This is a genomic window from Streptomyces sp. 1114.5 (assembly GCF_003635085.1).
Classification (GTDB): Bacteria; Actinomycetota; Actinomycetes; order Streptomycetales; family Streptomycetaceae; genus Kitasatospora.
This window is the reverse complement of sequence record NZ_RBXE01000001.1, coordinates 1,674,397-1,698,376: the sequence shown is the minus strand read 5'-3', so window position 1 is coordinate 1,698,376 and position 23,980 is coordinate 1,674,397. Positions and strand designations below refer to the sequence as shown.

The following is a 23,980-nucleotide window of genomic DNA, read 5'->3' as shown; positions in this document are numbered from 1 at the left end:
CGGCGCGCACCATGACAGCTGTCACACGGATCCCGCAACGGACGGCACTGCTCCGGCGCAGGGCCGGCCGGAAAAACTGGAGGCACGACGCGGGCAGGAGCCCGCGGCCACCAGCCGGGGAGGAACCCACCGTGAGCCAGACCGTCAGCGCCGCCGCCGTCACCGCCACCGCCGTCGCTCCCGTCACCGCTCCCGCGAAGGCCGCCGGCGCCGCCGCCCACGCCAAGTCCCCCAACCCGCTGGCCTCCGGTCTGCGCCCGCTGGCCCTGGACGTGGCCGCCCCGCTGGTCGGCTACTACCTGCTGCACTCGGCCTTCGGCCTGAGCGAGTTCGCCGCGCTGGCCTGGAGCAGCGCCTTCCCGGCCGGCCGGACCGTCCTCGGCCTGCTGCGCGAGCGCACGCTCAACCTGTGGGCCGCGCTGATGCTGACCGTCAACCTGGCGGGCCTGGCGCTGACCTTCGTCACCGGCGACGCCCGGCTGATGATCGCCAAGGACGGCGGGCTGAGCGGCACCGTCGCGATCGCGATCCTGGCCTCCGCACTGATCGGCCGTCCGGTGATGAGCCCGATGCTGATGCCCTTCGTCACCAAGGGCAAGCGGGACCGCGCCGCCGCCTGGCAGCGGCTGGCCGAGGGCCGAGCGTCGGGCTCGCGGGCCTTCCGCCGCCACGAGCGGATGTTCTCGGCGATCTGGGGCACCGCGCTGCTGACCGAGTGCGCGGCTCGGGTGGTCGGCGCCTTCACCCTGCCGGTCGCGACGATGGCCTGGCTGTCCACGGTCTTCCTGGTCGGCGCGATCGTGGCCGGTTCGATGCTCGGCCGGATCGCCGTCGAGCCGATGGAGAAGCTGGTCGGCGCCGAGGCCGAGGGCCCGACCGCCGCCTGAACACCGGTGGTCCACGGGTCGAACGGCCAGGAACCATCCCGATGCCCCGGGAGTCCTTACATAACGAGGGGGTAACGGGACTCCCTGCGAGGAAACGGGGAGCCCCATGAACCGGACGACGGACACGCTGACCGCCACCGAGGACCGCACGCTCGTCTGGGACGGCTGTCTCAACGTCCGCGACCTGGGCGGACTGCCCACCGCCTCCGGCCGCCCCACCGCCCGCGGCGCGATAGTCCGGGCGGACAACCTGGACCGCCTCACCGCCGAGGGCTGGGACGCCCTCCTCGACCACGGCGTCCGCACCGTGGTCGACCTGCGCAACGCCGAGGAGTACAAGCCGCTCCTCCCGCTCCCCGAGGGCGTCGACCTGATCCGCGTCCCGCTGGACGAACTCGCCGGCCCCGCCTGGTGGGAGGCCCACGGCCACCTGGACGGCACCCCCCTCGCGCTCCGCCCGTACCTGGACCACTGCCCGCACGCCGCCGCCGCGCTGATCGCCGCGATCGCCGGCGCCCGCCCCGGCGCAGTGGTGGTGCACTGCGGCGCCGGCCGCGACCGCACCGGCCTGGCCGCCCTGCTGCTGCTCGCCCTGGCCGGGGCCGACCGCGCCACGATCGCCGAGGACTACCTGCTGAGCGGCCCCAACGTCCGCCCGCTGTACGGGATGCTCGGCCTGCCGGACCCGTACCGCCGGATCGACGCGGTGCTCGCCGAGGCCGGGACCACCGCCGAGGCCGCCCTGGCCGCCGCGCTCGACGGGCTCGACCCGGTCGGCTACCTGCTCGGGGCCGGCGTGACGCCCGCCGTGATCACCGCCGTCCGGGACCGGCTGCTGACCGCCGCGTAGGACGGACCGGGCGCAGGAGCCCTCGAAGATCCACCGTCAACCGATGGTTGACGCCCCCCGGGGCGACAACCTACGGTTGACGCATGGAGAATCCCGTTGTTCCCAACAGCACTCCGCTGCGCCTCGACGACCTGATCGCGGCCATCAAGAAGGTCCACGCCGACGCGCTGGACCAGCTCTCCGACGCGGTCATCGCCGCCGACCACCTCGGCGACCTCGCCGACCACCTCATCGGCCACTTCGTCGACCAGGCCCGCCGCTCCGGCGCCTCCTGGACCGACATCGGCCGCAGCATGGGCGTCAGCAAGCAGGCCGCCCAGAAACGCTTCGTCCCCAAGGACCCGGGCACCCCGAACGACCTCGACCCCAGCCAGGGCTTCAGCCGGTTCACGCCCCGGGCCCGCAAGGTCGTGGTGGCCTCGCAGGAGGAGGCCCGCAAGGCGGGCAACGCCGAGATCAGCGCCCAACACATCCTGCTCGGCCTGCTCGCCGAGCCGGAGGGCATCGCGGTCAAGGCGCTCGCCGCCCAGGGCGTCACCCCGCACGCCGTCCGGACGGCGACCACCGCCGTCCTGCCGGCCGCCGTGGAGCAGACGCTGCCCGCGATGATCCCGTACGACGGGCTGGGCAAGAAGGTGCTGGAGCTGTCCTTCCGCGAGGCGCTCAAGCTCGGGCACAACTACGTCGGCACCGAACACATCCTGCTCGCCCTGCTGGAGCAGGAGCACGGCGAGGGCGTGCTCGCCGGGCTGAAGGTCGACAAGGCCGAGGCGGAGACCTTCATCTCGGAGGCCATCGCCGCCATCATCGCCGCCCGGAACACGGAGTCCGACCCGCAGCAGTGAAACCAGGCCGCCGTGCCCGGGGCGGAACTCCCGCCCGGGGCACGGCAGTCGGCCGCCGGACAGGCCCTAGAAGCCCGACACGTGGGTGGTGACGATCCGGACCCGGCCGTCCTCCGCCGCCTCCAGCGCCGCCCGCAGCCGAGCCGAACGGGCCGGGCCCAGCAGCTCCAGCGCCTCCTCGACGGGGGCCCAGCGGTAGTCGTCCAGCTCGCCGGCCGGGACGGTCACGGGGGTGCCGTCCGGGACGGTGCCGAAGTCGAACATGAAGTGCTCGGCCGGGTGGTCGAGTTCGCCCGACGGGTGGGTCCAGGAGATCGCCAGCAGCGCGCCGGCCGTGCCGACGAGACCGGTCTCCTCCGTCAACTCCCGTGCGGCGCACTCCACCGGGCCCTCGCCGAGGTCGATCGTGCCGCCCGGGAACTGCCAGTGCTCGCGGTACCCGGCCTTCACGATCAGCACCCGGCCGGACTCGTCCCGCAGCAGGCAGCCCGACGCCGCGTAGATCCTCGGCAGCGACGCCAACCATTCCTCGCGGGACTTCAAGGGCTCAGCCGTCACTGCGGTCCTCCTGGAGCAGGGTGGGGTTCGGTGGCCCCACTCTGCCACCGCCGGCCCGGACTCGGCGCGGGCCACCGGCGGCCCGGCTCACCGTGCCCCGTACACCTGCCCGGAGCCGAAGGCGGTGGTCACCGTCTTCCACAGGGTGGGGAACTCCTCGCCGGAGATGCCGGTCGGGTTGAGCCCGACGACCAGGGTGCGGGACAGGTCGCGGGTGGCGAAGACGGCGCTGCTGTAGCCCGGCCGGGCACCGGTCTTGCCCCACACCTCGGTGCCGTTCGGCAGCACGGAGCGCAGCAGGCCGCCGGCGCTGAAGCAGGCGTGGCCGGTGGTCGGGCCGATGTCGCAGCTCCTGTTGTGGTCGTTCGGCAGGTCCGGGACGGCGAACACCTCGGCCTGCTGGGCGGGCGGCAGCAGCCGGCCGCGGAACAGGGCGTCGAAGAAGCGCTCCAGGTCGGCGGCGGAGGAGATCATGCCGCCCTCGGCCCACGGGTACGGGCTCTGCTCGGTGACGTCCACCCGGCCGGTGCTGCCGTCGGCGGCGCGGACGTCCACGTAGCCGTGCGCGTGCGGGCCGCGGATGGTCAGGTCGTCGGCGGCCGGGACGTAGGTGGCGTGCAGGCCGAGCGGGCCCGTGATCCGCCGGCGCACCTGGTCGGCGAAGGTGTCGCCGGTGACCTTCTCGATCACCATGGCGGCGACGAAGTAGTTGTTGCCGTTGTACTGCTGCGCGGTGCCGGGCGCGAAGCCCATCGGCTGGGTGAGCATGTCGGCGACGACCTGCTCGGGGCTGAAGTACTGCGCCTTGTGCGCGGCGAACCACGCGGTGCTGCCGTCCCCCGAGGTCATCCCGCCGCCGCCGGGCAGGCCGCTGGTGTGGTCCAGCAACTCCCGTACGGTGACCGGCGGGTAGCCGGCCGGCAGCAGCCCGGGCAGGTACTGCTGGACGGTGCCGTCCAGCTCGACCCTGCCCTCGGCGACGAGCTGGAGCATCACGGTCGCGGTGAAGACCTTGGAAATGCTGCCGATCCGGAACCGGCCGTTCGCCGGGACGTCCTCGCCGGAGGTGCCGCGCCAGCGCGCGCCCGGGCCGTCCACCCGGACCAGTGCGCCGGTGATGTCGGCGGGCAGGGTGTCGATGGTCTTCGCCAGCGCCGCCCGGTCCAGCGGGCCGGGCCGGGTGGTGGCGGCGGGGCTGCCCGTGGTGGCGGCGGTTCCGGTGCCGGCCTGCGGCGCACCGGCGGCCAGGGCCGGGGCCGCGCCGCCGACCGCGACGGCGGCGAGCAGCGCGCCGGCTGCCGCGAGCGTGGACCAACGACGGCTGCGCGTAAGGGTGTTCATGCGGCTTCTCTCCAACGGCGGTACTGACGGGAGAGAGTCTTCGGGAGTACGGTCCACCGCGGCATCCGGGAAGCCCCCGTAGGGGCCCGGAGATCGACCCCGAGCAACCCCGAGAACACCCGTGACCACACGTCAGGGGCGGGCACCCGCAGTTCGGTGCCCGCCCCCGGGGAGACGGCGCGGTGGACGGCCGCCCGACGACAGCCGATCCACCCGGTGGGGCCGCTCAGTGGGCGGAGTGCTTCTCCGCTCCGCGGTGCCGGTGCCCCTTGAGCTCGGCGTGCTGGGACGGTGCGGCGTGCAGCGCGGTGGTCGGCGCGTCGCGCCCGCCGTGCCGGAACGCCTCGCCCGCGCCGTACCCGGCCGCGGCGGAGGACGCCGTCGCGAAGCGCAGCTTCGGCCCGACCCGGGTCGGCGGGCTCGCCATGCCCCGGCGTTCCAGCAGCTCCTGGGTGCCCTGGCGGAGCTGGGCGGTACTGCCCGGTGTTCGCTTGGTCATCGTCGGCCTCCCTTCGGCGGCCGTCCGCCGACGGATGTCGGCCGGAAGGGCCGCACGGGCGTCATGTCCGGATTTTACCGGGATTGCGCCCCCGTGCCACAGCGCGGAGACCGGCTCCGGGGCCGCCGGACAGGCCCTGGCGGCTGCCGCTCAGCCCATGACCTCGTGGACGAAGCACCAGCGCCAGTCCTCCCCCGGCTCGTACGAGCGGATCACCGGGTGGGAGGTGTTGTGGAAGTGCGCGGTGGCGTGCCGCTGCGGCGAGAAGTCGCAGCAGCCGATGTGGCCGCAGTCCAGGCAGATCCGCAGGTGCACCCAGTCCCGGCGGCCCTGCGCCAGGCAGTCGGCGCAGCCGTCGGGAGGCGGAAGGGGCTCGATGTCCTGAGGGGCCAGAGCGAGGTCTTCGCAGGCACTCATGTCTGAAAGGCTATGCCGCCGCTGCCCCGCTCGCCCGCTCAGACCGCGCGGCGCCGCTCACGGCGCCTCCGGGGCTCCCGAGGCTTCCGCAGCCGCCTCGGGGGCCGCCCCCGGAGCCGTCCAACTCCCCAGCAGCGCCAGCTTCTGGGCCGTGGGCGAGCCCACCGGGGCGGTGTAGACGACCAGCAGCTGGTCCGGCGAGCCGTTGACGGCCAGGGTCTCGTAGCCGAGGTCGAGGTCGCCGACCAGCGGGTGCCGGACCTGCTTGGCCCCGTGGGTCTTCTCCCGCACCAGGTGGTCCGCCCAGAGCCGGCCGAACTCCTCGCTGCGCAGTGACAGTTCGCCCACCAGGGCGCCCAGCTCCGGATCTTCCGGGTGCAGCCCGGCGTCCCGGCGCAGATAGGAGACGGTCTCCGCGGCGACCGCGTCCCACTGCCGGTAGAACTCCCGGGCCGCCGGGTCCAGGAAGGCGTGCCGGGCCTGGTTGGGCAGGCCCTCCGGGCCGGCCGCGCGGCGCGCGGAGAAACCGTTCACCGCGTCGCCCAGCGCGTTCCAGGCCAGGACGTCCATCCGGCGGCCCAGCACGAAGGCCGGCACCCCGGTCATCAGGTCCAGCAGCAGCCGCGTCCCCGGGCGGACCGGCTGCCCGCCCCGGCCCCGGCCCCGCCCCTGCGCCCGGGCACCGGCGGCCGGCTCCTTCGGCGGACGGACCAGCGACCGCAGGTGCGCCGCCTCCACCTCGTCCAGCCGCAGCACCCGGGCCACCGCCGTCAGCACCGCGTCCGAGGCGCTGCCGCCCCGGCCCTGCTCCAGCCGGACGTAGTAGTCCACGCTGACGCCCGCGAGCTGCGCCACCTCCTCCCGGCGCAGGCCCTGCACCCGGCGGCGCCCGTGCGAGGGCAGGCCCACCTCCTCCGGCAGGATCCGGGCCCGACGCGAACGGAGGAAGTCCCCCAGGGTGTTCTCCATGCCCGGCAGGTTAACCGCGGGCCGGCCGTCCCAGGGTGGTACTGCCGTTCCCAGGAAACGCCGTCCCAGGATCGTCGTTCCCGGGAACGGCACAGCCCTGGGTCGGCGGTCGCGGACCGCGCACAGTGGTCGACGTCAGCCCGACCGGTCCGAATCGTCCGACCCGTCCCGTCCGTCCCGAGCCGGAACCCTGGAACCTGGAGCCCCCGATGAGCTACCCCGACCTCGCCACCCGCACCGCCGTCGTCACCGGAGCCGCCAGCGGCATGGGCGCCGCCACCGCCCGCGCCCTCGCCGCCCACGGCGCCCGGGTCGCCCTGCTCGCCCGCCGCACCGACCGGCTGGACGCCCTCGCCGCCGAGATCGCCGCCACCGGCGGGCAGGCACTGCCCGTCACCGCCGACATCACCGACCAGGCCTCCGTGGACGCCGCCGCGAAGACCGTCCACGACGCCTACGGCCGGGTCGACCTGGTGGTCAACAACGCCGGGGTGATGCTGCCCAACCCGCTCGCCGACGGCCGGATCGACGAGTGGACCCGCATGGTCGACACTAACCTCACCGGCGCACTGCGGATCGTGCGCGCCTTCACCGCCGACCTCACCTCGGCCGCCGCCGACGGCCGCACCGCCGACCTGGTCAACGTCTCCTCCATCGCCTCGCACGTCGTCTTCCCCGACTACGCCGTGTACGGCGCCACCAAGGCCGCGCTCACCCAGCTCTCCGCCGCCCTGCGCAGCGAACTGGGCCCGCGCGACGTCCGGGTCAGCGCGATCGAGCCCGGCCTGACCGACACCGAACTCGGCGAGCACATCGACAACCCGGTGCTGCGCGACCAGCTCGGCGGCATGTTCACCGCCATCCCGGCCCTCGGCGCCGAGGACGTCGCCGACCTGGTCGCGTACACCGTCAGCCGCCCCCGGCACGTCAACCTGCGCCACCTCGTCGTCCTCCCGACCCGCCAGGCGTAGGGCCTGTCCTCAAGCGCCCGACCCCCTGCCCGCGGGGTGGCATGGGAGCATGCCACCCGTGGCGATCGTGACGGGGAGAACGAGCGGCGACACCGACGGTGGCGACACCGGCGGTGTGCCCGCGCAGCGGGTGGGCGACGCGGGGGTGCCGGACAGCAGGGCAGCGGGCAGTGGCGGGCCGGGCGACACCGCCGGGATGCCGCCCCAGGCCCGGACCCAGACCCAGGCCCGGACCCAGGCACCGGCCGGGCCCGGCCGGTTCCGGGCACGCCCGGTGCCCGCCGCCGGCCGGCTCCGGCAGCCCGTCGCCCTGATCCGGCTGCTCGGCGGCCTGTTCACCATCGCCCTCACCCTCCTGCTCGCCGACTACGCCCGGGCCACCACCAGCGGCATCGCCGCCGACGTCGCCGAGGCCGCCGCCCTGGTGCCGCGGCCGCTGGCGAGCCTCGCCGGAGGCCTCACCACCGCCGCCGTCCTGCTGCTGCCGGTCGCCCTCGCCGTGCGCCGCCTGCTCGGCCCCGACCGGCGACGCGCCCTCCAACAGGTCTCCGACGGGCTGCTCGCCGCCGTCCTCGCGTACGGGGCCACCCTCGGCGTCGACCTGTGGGCCGACAACCTCGCCCCCGGCTCGCTGCTCACCGCGCTCACCCAGCCCGTACCGGGCGACGTCCTCGGGCACACCGAGCCCGTCTACGGCTACCTCGCCCCCGTCCTCGCCTTCATGACCGCCTCCGGCAGCCGCGAACGCCGGCTGCCCTGGGCCGTCCTCGCGCTCTACGGCCTCGCCGGACTGGCCGGCGGCTTCGCCACCCCCACCGCACTGCTGCTCGGCCTGCTGCTCGGCTGGACCGGCGCCCACGGCACCCTGTACGCGGTCGGCACCCCCGACCCCTGCCCCCGACCCGGCGAGATCCTGCGCGCCCTGCGCGACAGCGGCCTGCGCCCCGTCGAGGCGCAGGCCGCCGGGCCCGAGCGCTACCGGGTCCGGCAGGCCGACGACCTCCCCGACCTGGACGTCCAACTGCTCGACCGGCAGGCCGTCACCGCCGCCGCCGTCCAGCGCGCCTGGCGCCGGCTGCGCCTGCGCACCGCTCCCGACCCCCGCGTCCTGCGCTCCCCGCGCACCGGGCTGGAACACGAGGCCCTGGTCACGTACGCGGCCCTGGCCGCCGGCGTCCGCACCCGCCGGATCGCCGCCACCGCCGGCGTCGGCCACGACACCGCCCTCATCGCGTACGAGCAGCTGGCCGGCCGCACCCTCGACCGGCTCGCCGACGAGGAGGTCACCGACGAACTGCTCACCGACGCGTGGCGCCAGCTCGCCCTCCTCCAGCGCCGCGAGATCGCCCACCGGGCCCTCGTCCCCTCCTCCCTGCTGATCGACGACTCGGGCGCGGTGCACCTGGTCGACTTCGCCGACGGCGACATCGCCGCCACCGAACTCGTCCTGCGCTGCGACATCGCCCAACTCCTCACCACCCTCGCCCTGCGCACCGGCGCCGCCCGCTCCGTCCGCACCGCCACCGCCGTCCTCGGCCCCGACCCCATCGGCGCCGCCCTCCCCCTCCTCCAACCCATCGCCCTCACCCACACCACCCGCCGCGCCCTCAGACTCCACGCCGAACCCGGCCGCACCACCCCCGACGCCCCCTCCCCCGGCGGGCTGCTGGAGGAGATCCGGGCCGAGGTGCTGCGGGCGCGGCCGCAGGTGGTGGGGCGGCCGGTGCGGCTGGAGCGGCTGCGGCCGCGGACCCTGCTGGCCGTCGTGGGCGGGGTGGTGGCCGGGTGGCTGCTGATCCCGCAGTTGTTCGCGGCGGAGGACAATCCGGTCTCCGCCCTGGCGGACGCCGATCCGTGGTGGCTGCTGCTGGCGCTGGCCACCGCGGCGGCGAGCCACGTAGCGGCGGCGATGGGCTTCGTCGGCTTCGTGCCGGAGCGGTTGGACTTCCGCAACGCGGTGCTGGCGCAGGTGGCCGGATCGTTCGTGAAGCTGGTGTCGCCGGGCGGGGTCGGCGGGGTCGCGCTGAACACCCGCCTGTTGCAGCGGGCCGGGATCCCGACGGCGCAGGCGCTGTCCAGCGTCGGGGTCGGGACGATGATCGGTCTGGTGCTGCACCTGTTGCAGCTGGGGGCGTTCGTCTACCTGCTGGACATGCAGCCGGGTGGTTCCGAGCTGGACGCGCTGCCCGCCGTGGTGGGCGGGCTGGCGGGGGCGGCGGCGCTGCTGGCGGTGGTGTGGTCGGTCCCGGTGGCCCGGCGGTGGCTGGCGGCCCGGCTGCGGCCGTTGACGACCGAGGTGCTGCCGCGGCTGCTGGACCTGCTGCGCAGTCCGACCCGGCTGGCGGTGGGGGTGACGGGGCAGTTGCTGGTGTCGCTCTGCCTGATCGCCTGCCTGTACTGCTGTGCCCGGGCGATCGGCCGGGAGCCGTCCTTCGCCTCGGTCGCGGTGGTGTTCCTGGTGGGCAACGCGGCGGGCAGTGCGGCGCCGACCCCGGGCGGGGCCGGTGCGGTGGACGGGGCGCTGATCACGCTGCTGCAGCAGACCGCGTCGATGGAGAAGGGCGGTGCGCTGGCGGCGGTGGCGCTGTTCCGCCTGCTGACGCTGATCCTGCCGGTGCTGCCGGGCTGGGCGGCGCTGACCTGGCTGCAACGCCGTCGAGCGCTGTAGGCAGCGGCACCGCGTCCCCGCGTCCCCGCGGCCCGGGCTACTGCTCCCGGTACTCGTCCTCGTCCAGCTGGACCACGCGGGTCTGCTCGGCGACGTCCGCGACGTCGGTGGCCGGGTCGGCGCCGAGGGCGCGGCGCTCGGCGACCTCGTCGTACTCGTCGTACTCGTCGGCCTCGGGCGTTTCCTCGCCGGGCTCGACGGTCTCGACGACCTCGTCGATCAGGTATTCCTCGTGATCCTGCGGCATGGCATCCGTCCTCACTGTTCGGAGGCTCCCACGGGCCCGGGTGGCGGTACTGCTGGCGGTACTGGCAGTATCCGCCGCCCGGCGTCCGGGCGCGACGTGCCGGGGCCGCCCCGGCGTGTTGCCCGGCCCCACCAAGACCCCCGGCAGCGCCCGACCCGGAACGCCGCGCAGGCCACCGGGGGTACGATCGGTGCCGAACAAGGGGCTTGCCCACACCCACCCGGTGGCCCCGCGGCCCGTCCGCACGACGGCCCACGACGAACGACGACCCTTACGAACGACGGGGATTCCATGTCCGGCTCGCACTACTTCAGCGGTGCACCCGAGGTCGCCAGCGAGCGTCGGCCGATCACGGTCTCCCTGCCGGACGTCACGTTGGAACTGACCACCGACACCGGGGTGTTCTCCCGCGGCCGGCTCGACCCGGGCACCCGGATCCTGCTGGAGCACGCCCCGCAGCCGCGGGTGCGCGGGCCGATCCTGGACGTCGGCTGCGGCTACGGCCCGATCGCGCTCACCTGGGCGACCCGACGCAAGCGCCTGCCGGTCTGGGCGGTGGACGTCAACGAGCGCGCCCTGGAGCTGGTCCGGCTGAACGCGCAGGCACTGGGGCTGGGCAACGTCCAGGCGGCGCTGCCCGACGACGTCCCCGAGGACCTCCGGTTCGCGACGATCTACTCCAACCCGCCGATCCGGATCGGCAAGGCGGCGCTGCGCCGTCTGCTGACGCACTGGCTCGGCCGGCTGACCCCGGACGGTTCGGCGTTCCTCGTGGTGCAGAAGCACCTGGGCTCGGACTCGCTGCAGAAGTGGCTGAACGACCAGGGCTACCCGACGACCCGGGTCACGTCGGTCAACGGGTTCCGGATTCTGGAAGCACGGCCCCGTCCCGAGGCGGGCGAGGGCTCGGAGAATGGACGAGGTACGACGTCGTGAAGCAGCTGCGCGGGACCGAACTGAAGCGTCTGCACCGCTCGTGGCGGCGCAGCAACGAGTTCCGGCTCGCGATGATCCTGGAGAACCTGCAGTCGCCGTTCAACGTCGGCTCGGTGGTCCGGACCGGTGCGGCGATGGGCGCCGAGAAGCTGTACCTGACCGGGGACACCCCGTCGGTGCGCTCCTCCGGCGCGCAGAAGGCCGCGATGGGCACCGACAAGTACCTGAAGGTGGAGCACTTCCCGACCGTCGCCGAGGCGGTGGCGGCGGCCAAGGCCGACGGCTTCAAGGTGGTCGGCCTGGAGCTGGCGGACGAGGCGGTGCCGATGTTCGCCGCCGACCTGACCCCGGCGGTGGCCTTCGTGCTCGGCCACGAGGACCGCGGGATCACGCCCGAGGCGCTGGCGCTCTGCGACCAGGTGGTGTTCGTGCCGCAGTTGGGCCGGGTCGGCTCGCTGAACGTGTCGGCGGCCGCGACGGTGGCCTGCTACGAGGCGCGCCGCCAGGGGTACGCGATCAGCGGCACCCCGGACGGTGCCCTCGCCGACGGCGACTTCGGGGCCGACGAGGACTGACCCGGGTCGGTGCCCGTCGCCGGGAGGGGTGTGCCGAAAGGCCCACCCCTCCCGGCATTTTCGCGCCTGCATATCTGCCGAACGGCAGATGTGGGAACGGCTTCCGCCCGGAAGCATGCGGTGCGTGACCGAACTCCGGATCCTCGACCTGACCAAGGAGTACCGCGGCGGCAGGCGCGCGGTGGACTCCTTCTCGCTGACGCTGCGGCCCGGCGTGCTCGGCCTGCTCGGTGCCAACGGCGCCGGCAAGTCGAGCCTGATGCGCATCCTGGCCACGGTGACCAGGCCCACCTCGGGGCGGGTGCTCTGGGAGGGCGAGGACGTCGCCCGCCGCCCCGGGCCGCTGCGCCGCGCCGTGGGGTACCTGCCACAGGACTTCGGCGTCTACCCGCAGCTCACGGCCCGTGAGTTCCTCGCCTACCTGGCCGCCGCCAAGGGGATGCGGCGGCGCGCCGCACGGGCCCGGATCGAGGAACTGCTCGACCTGGTCAACCTCTCGGGGGCGGGCGGGCAGCGGCTCGGTGCGATGTCCGGCGGGATGCGCCAGCGGGTCGGCATCGCCCAGGCGCTGCTCAACGACCCGGCGCTGCTGATCGTGGACGAGCCGACGGTCGGGCTGGATCCGGAGGAGCGGCTGCGCTTCGGCAGTCTGCTGAGCGGGCTCGGCGCGGACCGGATCGTCGTGCTGTCCACGCACATCGTCCCGGACGTCGCGGCCACCGCCGACCGGATCGCCGTCATGGGCGGCGGGCGGCTGCTGCACCACGGCAGCCCGGAGGAGTTGCTGCGCACGGCCGAGGGCGCGGTCTGGGAGCTGACCGTCGAGGCGGGGCAACTCGCCCTGCTGCGGTCGCGGTTCCTGCTCGGCGGCACCACCCGCACACCGCAGGGCGTCCGGGTGCGGGTGCTGTCCGGGCAGCGGCCGGCGCCGGAGGCACAGCCCGTCGCACCACGGCTGGACGACGCGTACCTGCTGCTCACCGCCCCCGCCACGGCCGAGCGGGTGGCGGCATGGTGACGCGCATCGGGGCGCTCGCCCTGGCCGACTTCCGGGAGCGCCGGCGGCGGCCCGGCTACCTGGTCGTGCTGCTGGGCACGCTCGCCCTCGGGCTGCTGGCCGCGCCGGTCGGCGACTCCCGCTGGCAGGTGTTCCAGGTGACCGACCTGCACGGCCGCTACACCAGCGGGTACGTGGGGACGGTGACGGCGCTCGGCGGCGCGGTCTGGCTCTCGCTGGCGGGCTTCGGCATCGCGCGCGGGGCGATCGCCCGGGACGAGCAGGGCGGCGTCGGCCAGCTGCTCGCCGCCACGCCGCTCGGCCGGACGGCCTACCTGGCGGGCAAGTTCGTCAGCAACCTGCTGCTGTTCGGCTCGATGCTGCTCGCGCTGGCCGGGACGGCGCTCGCGGTGCAGCTGGTCAAGGGCGACTCGGGCCGGGTGGACGTGGTGCGGCTGCTGCTGCCGTACGTCCTGATCACGCTGCCGCTGCTGGCGGCGGTGGCCGGCTGCGCGGTGCTCTTCGACACCGTGCCCGGGTTGCGCGGCGGGGCGGGCGCGATGGTCTGGTTCGCGGTCTGGCTGGTGCTGGGCGCGCAGACGGGCGGCGGGCTCGACCTGCTGGGCATGCGGCGGATCACGGCGTCGATCCGGGAGACGCTCGCGGCGGGCGGACACCCGGTGGACGGCGTGGAGTTCGGGGTCGGGCTGACGGCGGACGACCGGGTGCTCGGCACCTTCGACTGGCCGGGCCTGGGGCCGGGCGAGGCGGGCGGGCCGGCCGCGACGGGGCTGCTGTCGGCCGCGGCGGCGGTCGGGATCGCGACGCTCGGGGCGCTCTGGTTCCGGCGCTTCGACGGGGCGGAGCACCGCCCGGGCGTGACGGGGGTACGCCCGGGCGGACGGGCCCGCGGGGCCGGGCGGACGGAGCCCGGCGCGACGACGCCGGAGGCCGGGGCGGCCGTACCTGCCGGGCTTACCGGACCTGCCGGCTTCGACCTGGACCGGGCCCGGCTGACCCCGGCCCACCGGGGCGGCACGGTGCTCGCCGCGCTCACCGGTGAGCTGCGGATCCTGCTCCAGGGGCAGCGGTGGTGGTGGGCCGGGGCCGCCGTGTTCGCGGCGTCGGCGCTGAGCGTCGCACCGGACGGGCCGAGCCACGCGGTGCTGCCGTTCGCGATGCTCTGGCCGGTGCTGCTCTGGTCCCGGATGGGCCACCGAACCGGCGGCGGAAGCGTCGACGAACTGCTCGGCGCCTGCCCCTCCCCGCTGCGCCGGGGGCTGGCGGCCCTGCTCGCCGGGGTGATCCCGGCGCTGGCGGTGGTGGCCGGGTCGGTGGTCCGGCTGGTCGGCGCCGGGGAGCCCCGGGCGGCGGCGGGCGCCCTGGCCGGGGCGCTGCTGATCCCCGCCCTGGCCATGCTCTGCGGCACCGTCACGCGCGGTCCCCGACTGTTCCAGACCGTCTACCCGTTGCTCTGGTACGGGATGATCAACCACGTCGGCGGGCTGGACTTCCTAGGGGTCACCGGGGGCCGCGCCCCGGCTCCGGCGGCGGTCGCCGGCCTCGCCGCCGCCCTGGCCGTGGCCGCCCTCACCGTGGACGCGATACGCCACGCCACCCGCTGAGCCGCCCGGGTGCCGGGCCGCGGGGCCGGGGGGCCGGGGCCCGCCGGTGGCGCCAATCCGCCACGCTCCGGCGGGCTGGCAGGGCTGATGACCTGCTAGGAAATGGATCATCATGAATGACAACGATGTAGTACGCCTGGAACAGGTCACCCGTTCCTACGGATCCGGCCCGAACACCGTCACCGCCCTGGACTCGGTCACCGTCGGGTTCGCCCGCGGCAGCTTCACCGCAGTGATGGGCCCCTCCGGCTCCGGCAAGAGCACCCTGCTCCAGTGCGCCGCCGGGCTCGACCTCCCCGACTCCGGCAGCGTCGTCGTCGACGGCGTCGACCTCGGCGGCCTCGACGAGACCGCCCTGACCCGACTGCGCCGCGAGCGCCTGGGCTTCGTGTTCCAGGCCTTCAACCTGCTGGGCGCCCTGACCGCCGAGCAGAACGTCGGCCTGCCCCTGCGGCTGGCCGGCCGCAGACCCGACCCGGCCCGGGTCCGGGCCGCGCTGGCCCAAGTGGGCCTGGGCGAGCGGACCGGCCACCTGCCCTCGCAGATGTCCGGCGGCCAGCAGCAGCGGGTGGCGATCGCCCGGGCGCTGATCTCCGCCCCCCGGGTGCTCTTCGCGGACGAGCCCACCGGCGCCCTGGACAGCTCCAGCAGCCGCGAGGTGCTGACCCTGCTGCGCTCCCTGGTGGACGAGCAGGGCCAGAGCACCATCATGGTCACCCACGACCCGGTGGCCGCCTCCTACGCCGACACCGTCCTCTTCCTCGCCGACGGCCGGGTGGTCGACCGACTGGTCGAGCCCGACCCGCAGACCGTCGCCGGCCGGATGGCCGCACTGGAGGACGCCCGCGCGGGAGCCACCGCCCGTACGGCGCAGAGCACCCGCACAGCGCAGAGCACCCGCTCCGCGGAAGCCGCCCGCACGGACGGCGGCTCCCGATGAACGGCTTCCGGCTCCTGCTGCCGATCGCCGCCGTCTCGATGCGGCGGCGGTGGCCGGCCTTCGTCGGCTCCTTCGTCGCGCTCGCCCTCGGCGTCGCGGTGATGTCCGCCGCCGGCCTGCTGCTGAACACCACCATGGGCGAGGACTCGCTGCCCGGCGCGCCCTCGCTGCACAAGCTGGTGGGCTTCATGGCCGCGATGGCCGGCTTCGTCTCGGTGTTCGTGGTCTCCTCGACCTTCGCCTTCGCCGTCGCCCAGCGCCGCCAGGAGACGGCGATGCTGCGCGCCGTCGGCGCGACCCCGCGGCAGGTGCGCGCGCTGGTCCTCGGCGAGGCCCTGGTGGTGGCGCTGGCCGCCGCGGTCTCGGGCTGCGCGATCGGCCTGCTGGTCGCCCCGGCGATCGCCGCCTGGCTGGTCGACCAGGGCGCCGCGCCGAGCGGCTTCCACGCCGAGCCCGCCCCGCTGCCACTGCTGTTCGCCGCCTCGGGCGGCCTGGTGGTCGCCCTGCTCGGCGCCTACGCGGCCTCCCGCCGAGCGGGCCGGGTGCGGCCGGTGGAGGCGCTCAACGAGGTCGCCGTCGACAAGAAGGTGATGCCGGTCGCCCGTTGGGTGGCCGCGGTCCTCTTCCTCGGCGTCTTCGGCTACACCCTGTGGACCTTCATCGCGATGCCCGCGTCGATGCTGGCCGACCCGCAGTCCCGCGACCCGGAGACCACCCCGCAGTGGGCCCTGCTCTTCGACGTGATGGCGGTGCTCGCCATCGTGCTGATCGCCCCGGTGCTGGTGCCGCCGCTGGTGCGGCTGTTCACCGTGCTCGTCCCGCTGCTGCCCGGCGCCGCCGGGCTGATCGCCCGGCAGAACGCCCTCGCCGCGATCCGCCGCACCGTCTCCACGGCCACCCCGGTGTTCCTGGTGATCGGCCTGGCCGGCTCGGTGGTCGGCGGCACGGTGGCCTTCGCCGACGCGATGGCCGCCCAGGGCCGCGCCGCCCTCAAGGCCGGGTACGTGATCGAGCCCTCCGACGGCCGCGGCGTGCCCGCCGAGGCCCTGCGCGCCCTGGCCGCCCTGCCCGACGCCCGGCTGACCACCGCGACGACCGTACGGTTCGACGGCCTGGCCACCCCGGACCAGCAGCCCGCCCCCGGCCGCCCGAACGACCTGCCGATCCCGGAGGACGGCCTGGCCGTCGACGGCGACCTGCGGACGGCCTGGAACCTCAGCACCGAGGCCGGCTCCCTGGAAGACCTGCACGGCCGGACGGTCGCGGTCTCCGACGACATGGCGCGGGTCTTCGGCTGGCACGTCGGCGACACCCTGAACGCCCGGCTCGCGGACGGCACCCAGGTGCAACTGCGGCTGGTCGCCCGGGTCCGCCACCTGCTGCCGCACCTGCCGGAGATCGTCGTCCCGCGCGAGGCCGTTCCCGGCCCGAGCACCGCCACCGGCCCGAGCGCCGTGTCGGTCGCCTACCTGGGCACCGGGGCGAGCCCCGAGCAGGTCACGGCCGCGCTGGGCGCCAGCGCGGCCCGGGCCACCACCGGCGCGCAGTGGATCGGGGCGCACAACGACCGGACCACGAAGAACGGCTGGATCGCGATGCTGGCGATCCTCGGCCCGGCCCTGCTCTACGCGCTGATCGCGATCGTCAACACGATGATGATGTCCACCGGGGACCGGCTGCGGGACTTCGCCACCATGCGCCTGACCGGCGGCACCCGCCGCCAGGTCCTGCGGGTGGTCGCGGTCGAGACCCTGCTGGTGGTCGCCACCGCGGCGGCCCTCGGCCTGGTCGTCACCCTGCTGACCCAGTACGCGACCGTCCTGCTGATCGGGAACCGCATCCTCGACCCGGCGCAGTCCGCCGCCTTCGACCTGCCCTGGGGAGCGCTGGCCGGAGCCACCGCGGTCTGCCTGGTCCTCTCCATGGTCTCCAGCCTGGTCCCGGCCCGGCTGGCGCTGCGGATCCGCCCGCTCGACCTCGCGAGCGGCCGGCAGTAACGGCCCTGCGGCAGCGGCCCGAGCAGCTGCCGCACCGGCAACCGGCAGTGGCCGACCGGCCCGTCCGTCCTACCCGGCCTGCGCCCCCTGAGCGGGCGGCGCACCGGACAGGTCGGACGGGCCGAGCTGGTGCAGCATCAGGTCGGTGGCCTTGCGGTTCATCGTGCGCTGCGAGACGCCGAGCGCCCGGGCGATCACCGGGCCCACCCGCTCCTTCCCCAAGTCCGGTGGTGCAGAAGGCTCAGAGCCAGCCGCGCCGGCCGGCCTGCAGGCCGGCCGCGAACCGGCTGCGGGCATCGAGCCGCTCCATCAGATCGGCCATCATCCGGCGCACCGTGCGAAGCGAGAGCCCGAGCCGGGTGCTGGCGGCGGCGTCGGTGAGGCCGTCGGCGAGCAGGCGGAGCAGCTCCTGTTCCTGCGGGATCAGGCCGCGCTCGTCGCGCTCCGGGCAGACGCCGAACAAGGTGGCACTCTCCCAGACGTACTCGAAGAGCGAGACCAGGGCGGCCACCACACCGGCTCCGGTGAGCTGGACGGCGCCCTTGCGGGTGTTCTGTGGGTCGACCGGCACCAAGGCCACCCGGCGGTCGATGACGAGCATCCGTACGGGCAGGGCCGGCGCGGTGCGCACCTGGCCGCCGAGGTCGGTCAGCCAGCCCGCGTATTCGGCGGTGACCGAGTCGTTCCGGACGCTGTCGAGGTACACGGTACGCATCATGACGCCGCGTGAGATCACGGCCTGGTCCAGGGGCCGGCTCGCCTCCAGGCTGGCCGCCGACTGCGCGCCGCCGGGGTTGAGGGTGAGGCACTCGAAGGTCGCCTGGGCCGCCAGGTCCTCGATCCGGGCCTGGATGGCGTCGATGCCGATCAACTGCTCGGCCGGCTGCCTACTGCCGTCGGTGAAGAGGCTGCTGTACTCGTCCAGCACCGCGTTGGCGGCCATTCTGCACCGCTCGAACTCGTGCTGTCTTCGGTGGAGCGCGTCCTCTTCCCGGCGGAGCAGGGACTGCAGGCCGATCACCGGGTTCACCGGGGCCACTTCCCCCTGGGTCGACGAGTCGATCAGCAGCTTGAGGGAGGACAGTCGATCCAGGGCCGCCCGGAGCTCCTCCTCCGACATCTCCAGCTGGTGCGCCAGCTGCGCCACGCCCCAGCGGTGGTTGGTCAACATGACCCGGTAGACGGCCTCGGTGCGTTCATCGAGACCCAACATCTCCAACATGGTCTACCAGTCCCCCGTTCATGATCTGACCTGGCACATCATGCCGCGTTCCGGCCCCGGAGAGCTACACCTCGCCCCCCTCGGGGCCGTTTGGCACTGAGTTGCCAGTCAGCATTTGGTGCCAGGCTCACCCCCTTCCGTCCGGGGACGACGGTTGGCCAGACTGAGATCACCGCACTCCGGCGCCACGTAGTGATCCGGCGCCGATGAAAAGCAAACTCCGTCCAAAGTCAGTGTGAATCACATGGGGGAATTCATGTCTGCTTCCGCACGCCTCGTCAAGGTATCCGTCCTCTGTCTTCTGCTTTCCGTCGCCGCCCCGGCCGCGGTCGGGGCGGTCGACCTCCGGCTGCACAGCAGCGCGTCCGCCGAAACCCTGAACCTGGGCGGCGTGATGTCCACGGACAACCTGAATTGGGACATCGCCCCCGCCATCACGTCCAACCTCAACTGGGACTGAGGCCCGGCGGTGCAGATGACCACGGTAACGCTCCGGCCGCTGCGCGAAGGGTCCCAGGAGGAGCTCGACGGGCCCCTGCTGGCCGCCTGGCTCCGGGCGGTTGCCGCCGGCAGTGGCGGCATGGAGCACGTCAGCATCCAGTGCGAGCCGGGGCGCACCGAACTCGTCTTCTTCCACGCGGTGGAGAGTTCCGCCGAAGCCGCGGACGCCGGCCGGGCCCTCGGTCGACGGGCCCTCGACGAGGCTCGCCGGATCGGCGCCTGGACCGTCGCCACGCCCCTCCCGGAGCAGTCCGACAGGTGGCTCGGATGACCACTCGGTCCGTTGTCGAACATGTTCTGCGCACAACCGGTGAAATCCCCGTGGAGGAACTCGATGACCCTCGAAGACTCGCGGACGCCTACAACCTGCTGATCGGCCAACCCGGGCTCGGCCTGGAGGATTTCGCGGAAAGGCTCGGATGCCCGCCCGAGGCGGCACGGGCCATTCTCAGCCGGCTCGGCGACCTCGGCCTGTTGTCTCGCTACGGCGCCGGAAACGACGCCCTGGTCGCCCTCGGCCCGCTCACCGCAATGCGGCAACTGCTCGTACGGGAACGGGATATTCTGCGCCAACGGCAGGAATTCCTGGAGGAGTCGGTCAGCACCTACTCCACCATCCTGTCCGCTTACGGAACCGGACCGGCCACCGCGGACGCCCAGGAGCGCACCGAGCTGCTTCCGGACGCGTCCGCCGTGTTCGCGCGGTTGTTGGAACTGACCGCGGCCGCCCGGAGCGAGGTGCTCACCTTCGACTCCGCGCCGGCCCCCTCGGGAGCCGCGCCCGCGGTCGGCCGCGCCCTCGGCCTCGACCCGCTCGACCCTGGGACACGGGTGCGGACGGTGTACCCGGAGGCGGTCCTCTTCGACGAGGATTGGCTGGGCCGTGCCCGGGCCGCCGCCGGGGCCGGGGCGGAGGTCCGACTGGTGCCGGACCTCCCGTTGAGCATGACCCTTGTCGACGGGCACACCGCCGTGCTGACGCACGACCCGTCCGGCACGGGCGGCGGTCTGATCGTCCGACAGCCCGCCGTGCTGCTGGCGCTGACCTCTCTGTTCGAGACGCGCTGGCAGCAGGGCCGGCGGCTGGAGTCGACCCGGCGGGAGGACGGCCGGACCCCGGCGGAGCTGGCGGTCCTGCGCGCACTCGCGACCGGCGCCAAGGACGACGCGGTTGCCCGTCAACTGGGCACCTCGGTACGGACGGTGCGCCGGATCGTGCACGCGCTGATGGAACAGGCGGGCACCGGCTCGCGGTTCGAGTTCGGCGCCTACGCCGCCAGCCGCGGCTGGGTGTGATCCCGGTCCAGCACCCGGGCGAGATCCTGCCGGACGGCGCCGAGCACGTCGTCGGGTTCGTCCTTGAGGTAGAAGTGGCCGCCGGGCAGCACCCGCATGGTGAACTCGCCCGTGGTCTCCCCGCTCCAGGCCAGCAGTTCGGGTGCGCTCACCTCGGGGTCGTCGGCGCCCATGTACGCGGCGATCGGGCAGCGCAGCCGGGGCCCGGCCAGCGGCCGGTAGGTCTCGTTCAACTCGAAGTCGGCGCGCAGGGTCGGCAGCATCAGGTTCAGCAGCTGCGGCTCGCCGAGCACTTCGGGCGGCGTGCCGCCCAACCCGGCCATGGCGGCCAGGAATTCGGCGTCCGGGAGGGTGGAGAAGAGCCGCCGGTCGGTGGGCAGCCGAGGGGCCCGTCTCCCGGAGACCACCAACAGCTCCGGGCCGCGGCCCGGGCCGGCCGAGAACCGGCGGGCCACCTCGTAGGCCAGGAGCGAACCGAGGCTGTGCCCGAAGAAGGCGTACGGTCGGTCCAGGAAGGGCTCCAGCGCCTCGCAGAGCGGATCCAGCAGCTGTTCGACCCGGCGGAACGGCAGCTCCCGCACCCGCGACTCCCGCCCCGGCAGGACCACCGGGCGGACCTCGACTCCGGGCGGCGCCGCCGCGCGCCACGGCCGGTAGGCGGAGGCGCCGCCGCCCGCGTGCGCGAAGCAGAACAGCCGGACGGCCGCCCCCTCACCCGCCGCCCCGGCACCGCCGGGCAGCCAGGCCGACGCGACTGCTGAGTTCATCCCCGTGTTCTCCGTTCTCACCCGCGGTCCGGCGCCCCGAACACCACGCTGGTGCTGAAGCCGCCGAAACCGAAGCCGTTGGACATCGCATGGCCGATCGACGCGCTCTGCGCCCGCTCTCCCACCAGCCGGACGCCGGCGTCGAGCGGCCGGGCCAGGTTGGCGTTGGGGTGGACGAAACCGTCCCGCATCTGCAGCAGGCTCGCCACCGCCTCGACCACGCCGGCCGCGCACAGGCAGTGGCCGACCAGGCCCTTGGTGGAGTTGACCCACGGCTGCCCGGGACCCGACCCGAAGACGGTGCGCAGCGCCGTCAGCTCCACCTCGTCGCCCAGCGCCGAGCCGGTGCCGTGCGCGTTGACGTAGTCGATCCGGTCCGGAGTGAGCCCGGCGTGCCGGATCGCCCGGGCCATCACCTCGGCCTCGCCGTCCAGGCTGGGGTCGGCGAGGCCGTTCCCGTCCAACCGCAGCGCGTAGCCCGCCAGCCGGGCCCAGACCTCGGCCGCGCGGGCGCGCGCCGAGGCGGCCGACTCCAGGACCAGACAGGCCGCGCCCTGGCCCGGCACGAAGCCCTCCCGGTCGGCGTCGAACGGCCGGCTGGAGGCCTGCGGGGGCCTGCCCCGCGTCCCGGCCATCGCGCCGAGGTTGTAGAACGCCTGGCGTTCCATGTCGGACAGGTCCGTGAGCGCCCCCACCACCAGGCAGAGGTCCACCGCGCCGGTCTCGACCAGCCGGGCCGCGTTGATGATCGCGACGTTGCCGCTGGCCGACGCCCCGCCGACGGTGTACCCCTCGCCGGTGATGCCGAGCAGCTGGCTGACCGTGCCCACGTGGTCCGTGTCCATGAACTGGAGCGGGTAGCGGGCCGGCAGGTGGACCGGGCTGGTGGTGTAGCGCGGCCGCACCTCCTCGGCGTAGCGGCCGCCCAGGTTGTGGCCGGCCACGACCAGCCCGATCCGGTCGCCGGGCACCGCGGCCCCGGGCAGACCGGCCCGGCCCCACGCCTCCAGCGCCACCGTCACCGACGCCTGGACCGACAACGGCGAGCGGCCGGCGATCCGCAGCGCCGAGCGGCGCAGCGGCTGGTCGGCGTCGGCCACGACCGTCCGCAGGTCGAAGCCGGCCAGGTCGGCGCTGAGCCGCGGGCGCAGCTCGGAGTGGGCGCCGTCGACCGCGCGCGCCCCGATGCCGGACGCACCGGCGCGCAGCGCCCGGGCGAACGCCTCGGTGTCCGGGGCCGTGGCGCAGAGCACCCCGGCCCCGGTGACGACGACATCGGTCACCGGACGTGCTCGCGCAGCAGACGGGCCAGCGAGCCGATGTCGTGGACGTCCTGGAACTCGATCACGGACAGGCTGATGCCCAGCTCGTCCATGGTCATCGTGACCACGTCGATCCGGTCGATGCTGTTGGCGCCGAGATCGGTCAGCGAGACGTCCTCGGTGACCAGCCGGGGGTCGAGCTCCGGCAGCACCTCCGTGACGCTGCGCCGGATCGCGGTCAGCACCCTGTCGTCGGTCATGGTGTCTCCGTTCTGGTCATGGGTGGCCCGGTGTACGGGAATTCGATGGACGGGGGCCCGGTGGACGGGGGCTCGGTGGCCGCGGACCCGGTAGCCGGGCGCGTGCACCGCGGCGCTCACGGCCGCGCTCCCTGCCACGCGTAGCCGCGGTGGTAGTCCTTGGTCCGGGTGTGCACCAGCAGGGGCCGATCGGTCGGCAGGTAGTCGGCCCAGCGGTCGAGGTCGATCTCCCGGTCGGCGACCGGTACGAGGGCGCGCAGGTTCTCCGGCAGCAGTCGGGCGTACTCGTCGAAGTCGAGCTCCCGTCGCCGGGCCAGCGCACCGCCGATGTCCATCGCCCGGACGGCCGCCGCCGAGCCATCGCCGACCACCCCGCTGAAGAACTCGGCCGAGCAGCCGGAGCCGTAGGAGTACAGGCCGACCCGGGCGGAGCCGGTGAGCGGCGCGGTGGAGAGCAGGCTCGCCAGGGCCAGGTAGACCGAGCCCGAGCACAGGTTGCCGACCAGCGCGGGGTAGGTCAGGGACGGGCGCACCCGGCGGCCGAAGTCCGCGTCCGCCTCCGCGGCCGAGGCGCCCGACTCCCGCATCAGCTTGCGGTGCCCGGCGCGGACCAGACCGCTGAACGGCGTGTGCATCGCGAGCTGGTCGAAGGTCGAGCGGAAGTCGGCGCCCTCGACCCGGCTGCGGTAGTCGGCGAAGCTCCCGCTCAGGCAGTCCAGGTAGGCGAACAGCGAGCGGTCGACGTCGGCGATGTCGAACTCGGGGGTGGGCCGGGCGGAGTCCAGCGTCTCGTAGCTGTAGAGCCCGAAGGCGCCGAGGTCCAGCTCCAGCACGGTCGGCCGGTCGCCGAGGAGGACGGCGGCCGCGCCGTGGCCGGTGGCCGGCTCCGCGTAGCCGGCCCGCTCGTCGACCAGCGCCACGTCGGTGGCGATGATCAGCGCCTTGGCGCCCGGTGAAGCGGCCGAGGCCAGATAGCCGGCGGCCAGCTGGACGGCTCCGGTCGCCGCGTAGCAGGCCTGTTTGACCTCCAGGAGACGGCAGTTGCGGCTCAGCCCGAGGTACTCGTGGACGTAGGAGGCCACCGACTTGCTGAGGTCCAGGCCGGACTCGGTCGAGGTGATCAGCACCTCGATCGCGTCCCGGTCGGCCGGGTCGAGCGCGTCGATGATCGGCTTGGCCGCGTTGACCGCGTTGGTCACCGGATCCTCGAACGGCAGGCCGATCGAGCGGTTGTGCATGGCCAGGTTGTCCAGCCGTTCGATGTCCAGCCCGCGGCCCTCGAACAGGGTGGCCACCGGGATCTGCGCGATACCGGTGTAGACGTTGAGTGCCTCGATTCCCACGGCCATG

At 74.3% G+C, this 23,980-nt stretch carries 26 protein-coding genes; 14 read left to right on the top strand and 12 right to left on the bottom strand.

What is annotated here, in order from left to right; all coding sequences use genetic code 11:
• The first annotated feature begins 131 nt into the window (after positions 1-131).
• The 3 genes from BX285_RS07315 to BX285_RS07305 all read left to right on the top strand — a co-directional run bounded on the left by BX285_RS07315 (position 132) and on the right by BX285_RS07305 (position 2,582).
• Positions 132-887 carry a VC0807 family protein gene (locus BX285_RS07315; protein WP_259470455.1) on the top strand — a complete coding sequence of 252 codons (756 nt, stop codon included), beginning with the start codon at positions 132-134 and terminating at the stop codon, positions 885-887.
• 106 nt (positions 888-993) lie between these two features.
• On the top strand, positions 994-1,737 hold the full coding sequence (locus tag BX285_RS07310) for a tyrosine-protein phosphatase (protein WP_121174738.1): 744 nt from the start codon (positions 994-996) through the stop codon (positions 1,735-1,737).
• Between the two features lie 83 nt (positions 1,738-1,820).
• A complete protein-coding gene (locus tag BX285_RS07305) occupies positions 1,821-2,582 on the top strand; it encodes a Clp protease N-terminal domain-containing protein (RefSeq protein ID WP_097237256.1) in 762 nt (253 codons plus the stop codon).
• Between the two features lie 66 nt (positions 2,583-2,648).
• On the opposite strand, the gene BX285_RS07300 is transcribed toward BX285_RS07305, so the two are convergent.
• The 5 genes from BX285_RS07300 to BX285_RS07280 form a co-directional block, all read right to left on the bottom strand.
• Positions 2,649-3,140: an NUDIX hydrolase gene (locus BX285_RS07300; RefSeq protein ID WP_097237255.1), complete on the bottom strand. Its 492-nt coding sequence runs from the start codon at positions 3,138-3,140 to the stop codon at positions 2,649-2,651.
• A gap of 87 nt (positions 3,141-3,227) precedes the next feature.
• Complete coding sequence (locus tag BX285_RS07295) at positions 3,228-4,481, bottom strand: serine hydrolase (RefSeq protein ID WP_121174736.1); 1,254 nt, start codon at positions 4,479-4,481, stop codon at positions 3,228-3,230.
• A gap of 226 nt (positions 4,482-4,707) precedes the next feature.
• The gene (locus tag BX285_RS07290; protein ID WP_097237253.1) at positions 4,708-4,980 is read right to left on the bottom strand and encodes a hypothetical protein; all 273 of its coding nucleotides are present in this window, start codon (positions 4,978-4,980) and stop codon (positions 4,708-4,710) included.
• Between the two features lie 150 nt (positions 4,981-5,130).
• Complete coding sequence (locus BX285_RS07285) at positions 5,131-5,397, bottom strand: UBP-type zinc finger domain-containing protein (RefSeq protein ID WP_097237252.1); 267 nt, start codon at positions 5,395-5,397, stop codon at positions 5,131-5,133.
• Between the two features lie 57 nt (positions 5,398-5,454).
• Positions 5,455-6,366 (bottom strand): helix-turn-helix transcriptional regulator, encoded by a 912-nt coding sequence (locus BX285_RS07280; protein ID WP_097237251.1) that lies wholly within the window; start codon positions 6,364-6,366, stop codon positions 5,455-5,457.
• 209 nt (positions 6,367-6,575) lie between these two features.
• Here BX285_RS07280 and BX285_RS07275 point away from each other — a divergent pair, with 209 nt between their 5' ends.
• Positions 6,576-7,337, top strand: coding sequence for an SDR family oxidoreductase (locus BX285_RS07275; RefSeq protein ID WP_097240141.1), 762 nt, complete (start codon positions 6,576-6,578; stop codon positions 7,335-7,337).
• A gap of 58 nt (positions 7,338-7,395) precedes the next feature.
• Positions 7,396-10,005: a lysylphosphatidylglycerol synthase transmembrane domain-containing protein gene (locus tag BX285_RS07270; protein ID WP_121174735.1), complete on the top strand. Its 2,610-nt coding sequence runs from the start codon at positions 7,396-7,398 to the stop codon at positions 10,003-10,005.
• A gap of 37 nt (positions 10,006-10,042) precedes the next feature.
• Here the strand turns inward: BX285_RS07270 and BX285_RS07265 are convergent, their stop codons facing one another.
• Positions 10,043-10,252 carry a hypothetical protein gene (locus tag BX285_RS07265; protein WP_097237249.1) on the bottom strand — a complete coding sequence of 70 codons (210 nt, stop codon included), beginning with the start codon at positions 10,250-10,252 and terminating at the stop codon, positions 10,043-10,045.
• A 291-nt stretch (positions 10,253-10,543) separates the two neighbouring features.
• On the opposite strand from BX285_RS07265, the gene BX285_RS07260 reads away from it, so the two are divergent.
• The 6 genes from BX285_RS07260 (at position 10,544) to BX285_RS07235 (ending at position 17,322) form a co-directional block, all read left to right on the top strand.
• Complete coding sequence (locus tag BX285_RS07260) at positions 10,544-11,188, top strand: class I SAM-dependent methyltransferase (protein ID WP_097237248.1); 645 nt, start codon at positions 10,544-10,546, stop codon at positions 11,186-11,188.
• Entirely contained in the window at positions 11,185-11,763 is a 579-nt protein-coding gene (locus tag BX285_RS07255) for a TrmH family RNA methyltransferase (RefSeq protein ID WP_097237247.1), read from the top strand. Before BX285_RS07260 ends, BX285_RS07255 begins: the two co-directional genes overlap by 4 nt.
• 115 nt (positions 11,764-11,878) lie before the next feature.
• Entirely contained in the window at positions 11,879-12,781 is a 903-nt protein-coding gene (locus BX285_RS07250; protein ID WP_121174734.1) for an ABC transporter ATP-binding protein, read from the top strand.
• Positions 12,775-14,385, top strand: coding sequence for an ABC transporter permease subunit (locus BX285_RS07245; RefSeq protein WP_121174733.1), 1,611 nt, complete (start codon positions 12,775-12,777; stop codon positions 14,383-14,385). The genes BX285_RS07250 and BX285_RS07245 overlap by 7 nt, the downstream gene beginning before the upstream one ends.
• A gap of 112 nt (positions 14,386-14,497) precedes the next feature.
• A complete protein-coding gene (locus tag BX285_RS07240; RefSeq protein ID WP_121174732.1) occupies positions 14,498-15,325 on the top strand; it encodes an ABC transporter ATP-binding protein in 828 nt (275 codons plus the stop codon).
• Positions 15,322-17,322 (top strand): FtsX-like permease family protein, encoded by a 2,001-nt coding sequence (locus BX285_RS07235; protein WP_121174731.1) that lies wholly within the window; start codon positions 15,322-15,324, stop codon positions 17,320-17,322. The genes BX285_RS07240 and BX285_RS07235 overlap by 4 nt, the downstream gene beginning before the upstream one ends.
• A 69-nt stretch (positions 17,323-17,391) precedes the next feature.
• Here BX285_RS07235 and BX285_RS37165 read toward each other — a convergent pair whose 3' ends face one another.
• Together BX285_RS37165 and BX285_RS07230 are read right to left on the bottom strand one after the other, a co-directional pair.
• Entirely contained in the window at positions 17,392-17,529 is a 138-nt protein-coding gene (locus BX285_RS37165) for a hypothetical protein (RefSeq protein WP_183107019.1), read from the bottom strand.
• Between the two features lie 34 nt (positions 17,530-17,563).
• Positions 17,564-18,535, bottom strand: a complete 972-nt coding sequence (locus BX285_RS07230) for a helix-turn-helix transcriptional regulator (RefSeq protein ID WP_310794187.1) — start codon at positions 18,533-18,535, stop codon at positions 17,564-17,566.
• 265 nt (positions 18,536-18,800) lie between these two features.
• Between BX285_RS07230 and BX285_RS07225 the strand changes: the two genes are divergently transcribed.
• The 3 genes from BX285_RS07225 to BX285_RS07215 are packed head-to-tail and all read left to right on the top strand — an operon-like array spanning position 18,801 to position 20,341.
• Positions 18,801-19,004 (top strand): hypothetical protein, encoded by a 204-nt coding sequence (locus BX285_RS07225; RefSeq protein ID WP_143685769.1) that lies wholly within the window; start codon positions 18,801-18,803, stop codon positions 19,002-19,004.
• A gap of 15 nt (positions 19,005-19,019) precedes the next feature.
• Complete coding sequence (locus BX285_RS07220) at positions 19,020-19,316, top strand: hypothetical protein (RefSeq protein WP_143685768.1); 297 nt, start codon at positions 19,020-19,022, stop codon at positions 19,314-19,316.
• A 50-nt stretch (positions 19,317-19,366) separates the two neighbouring features.
• Complete coding sequence (locus BX285_RS07215; RefSeq protein WP_097237239.1) at positions 19,367-20,341, top strand: LuxR family transcriptional regulator; 975 nt, start codon at positions 19,367-19,369, stop codon at positions 20,339-20,341.
• On the opposite strand, the gene BX285_RS07210 is transcribed toward BX285_RS07215, so the two are convergent.
• From BX285_RS07210 to BX285_RS07195, 4 genes are all read right to left on the bottom strand, one after another.
• Positions 20,314-21,108, bottom strand: a complete 795-nt coding sequence (locus BX285_RS07210; RefSeq protein WP_121174729.1) for a thioesterase II family protein — start codon at positions 21,106-21,108, stop codon at positions 20,314-20,316. The genes BX285_RS07215 and BX285_RS07210 overlap by 28 nt on opposite strands.
• Before the next feature lie 17 nt (positions 21,109-21,125).
• The gene (locus BX285_RS07205; protein ID WP_121174728.1) at positions 21,126-22,391 is read right to left on the bottom strand and encodes a beta-ketoacyl synthase N-terminal-like domain-containing protein; all 1,266 of its coding nucleotides are present in this window, start codon (positions 22,389-22,391) and stop codon (positions 21,126-21,128) included.
• A complete protein-coding gene (locus tag BX285_RS07200; RefSeq protein ID WP_097240140.1) occupies positions 22,388-22,630 on the bottom strand; it encodes a phosphopantetheine-binding protein in 243 nt (80 codons plus the stop codon). The genes BX285_RS07205 and BX285_RS07200 overlap by 4 nt, the downstream gene beginning before the upstream one ends.
• A gap of 116 nt (positions 22,631-22,746) precedes the next feature.
• Complete coding sequence (locus BX285_RS07195) at positions 22,747-23,979, bottom strand: hydroxymethylglutaryl-CoA synthase family protein (protein WP_097237235.1); 1,233 nt, start codon at positions 23,977-23,979, stop codon at positions 22,747-22,749.
• Position 23,980 lies beyond the last annotated feature (1 nt).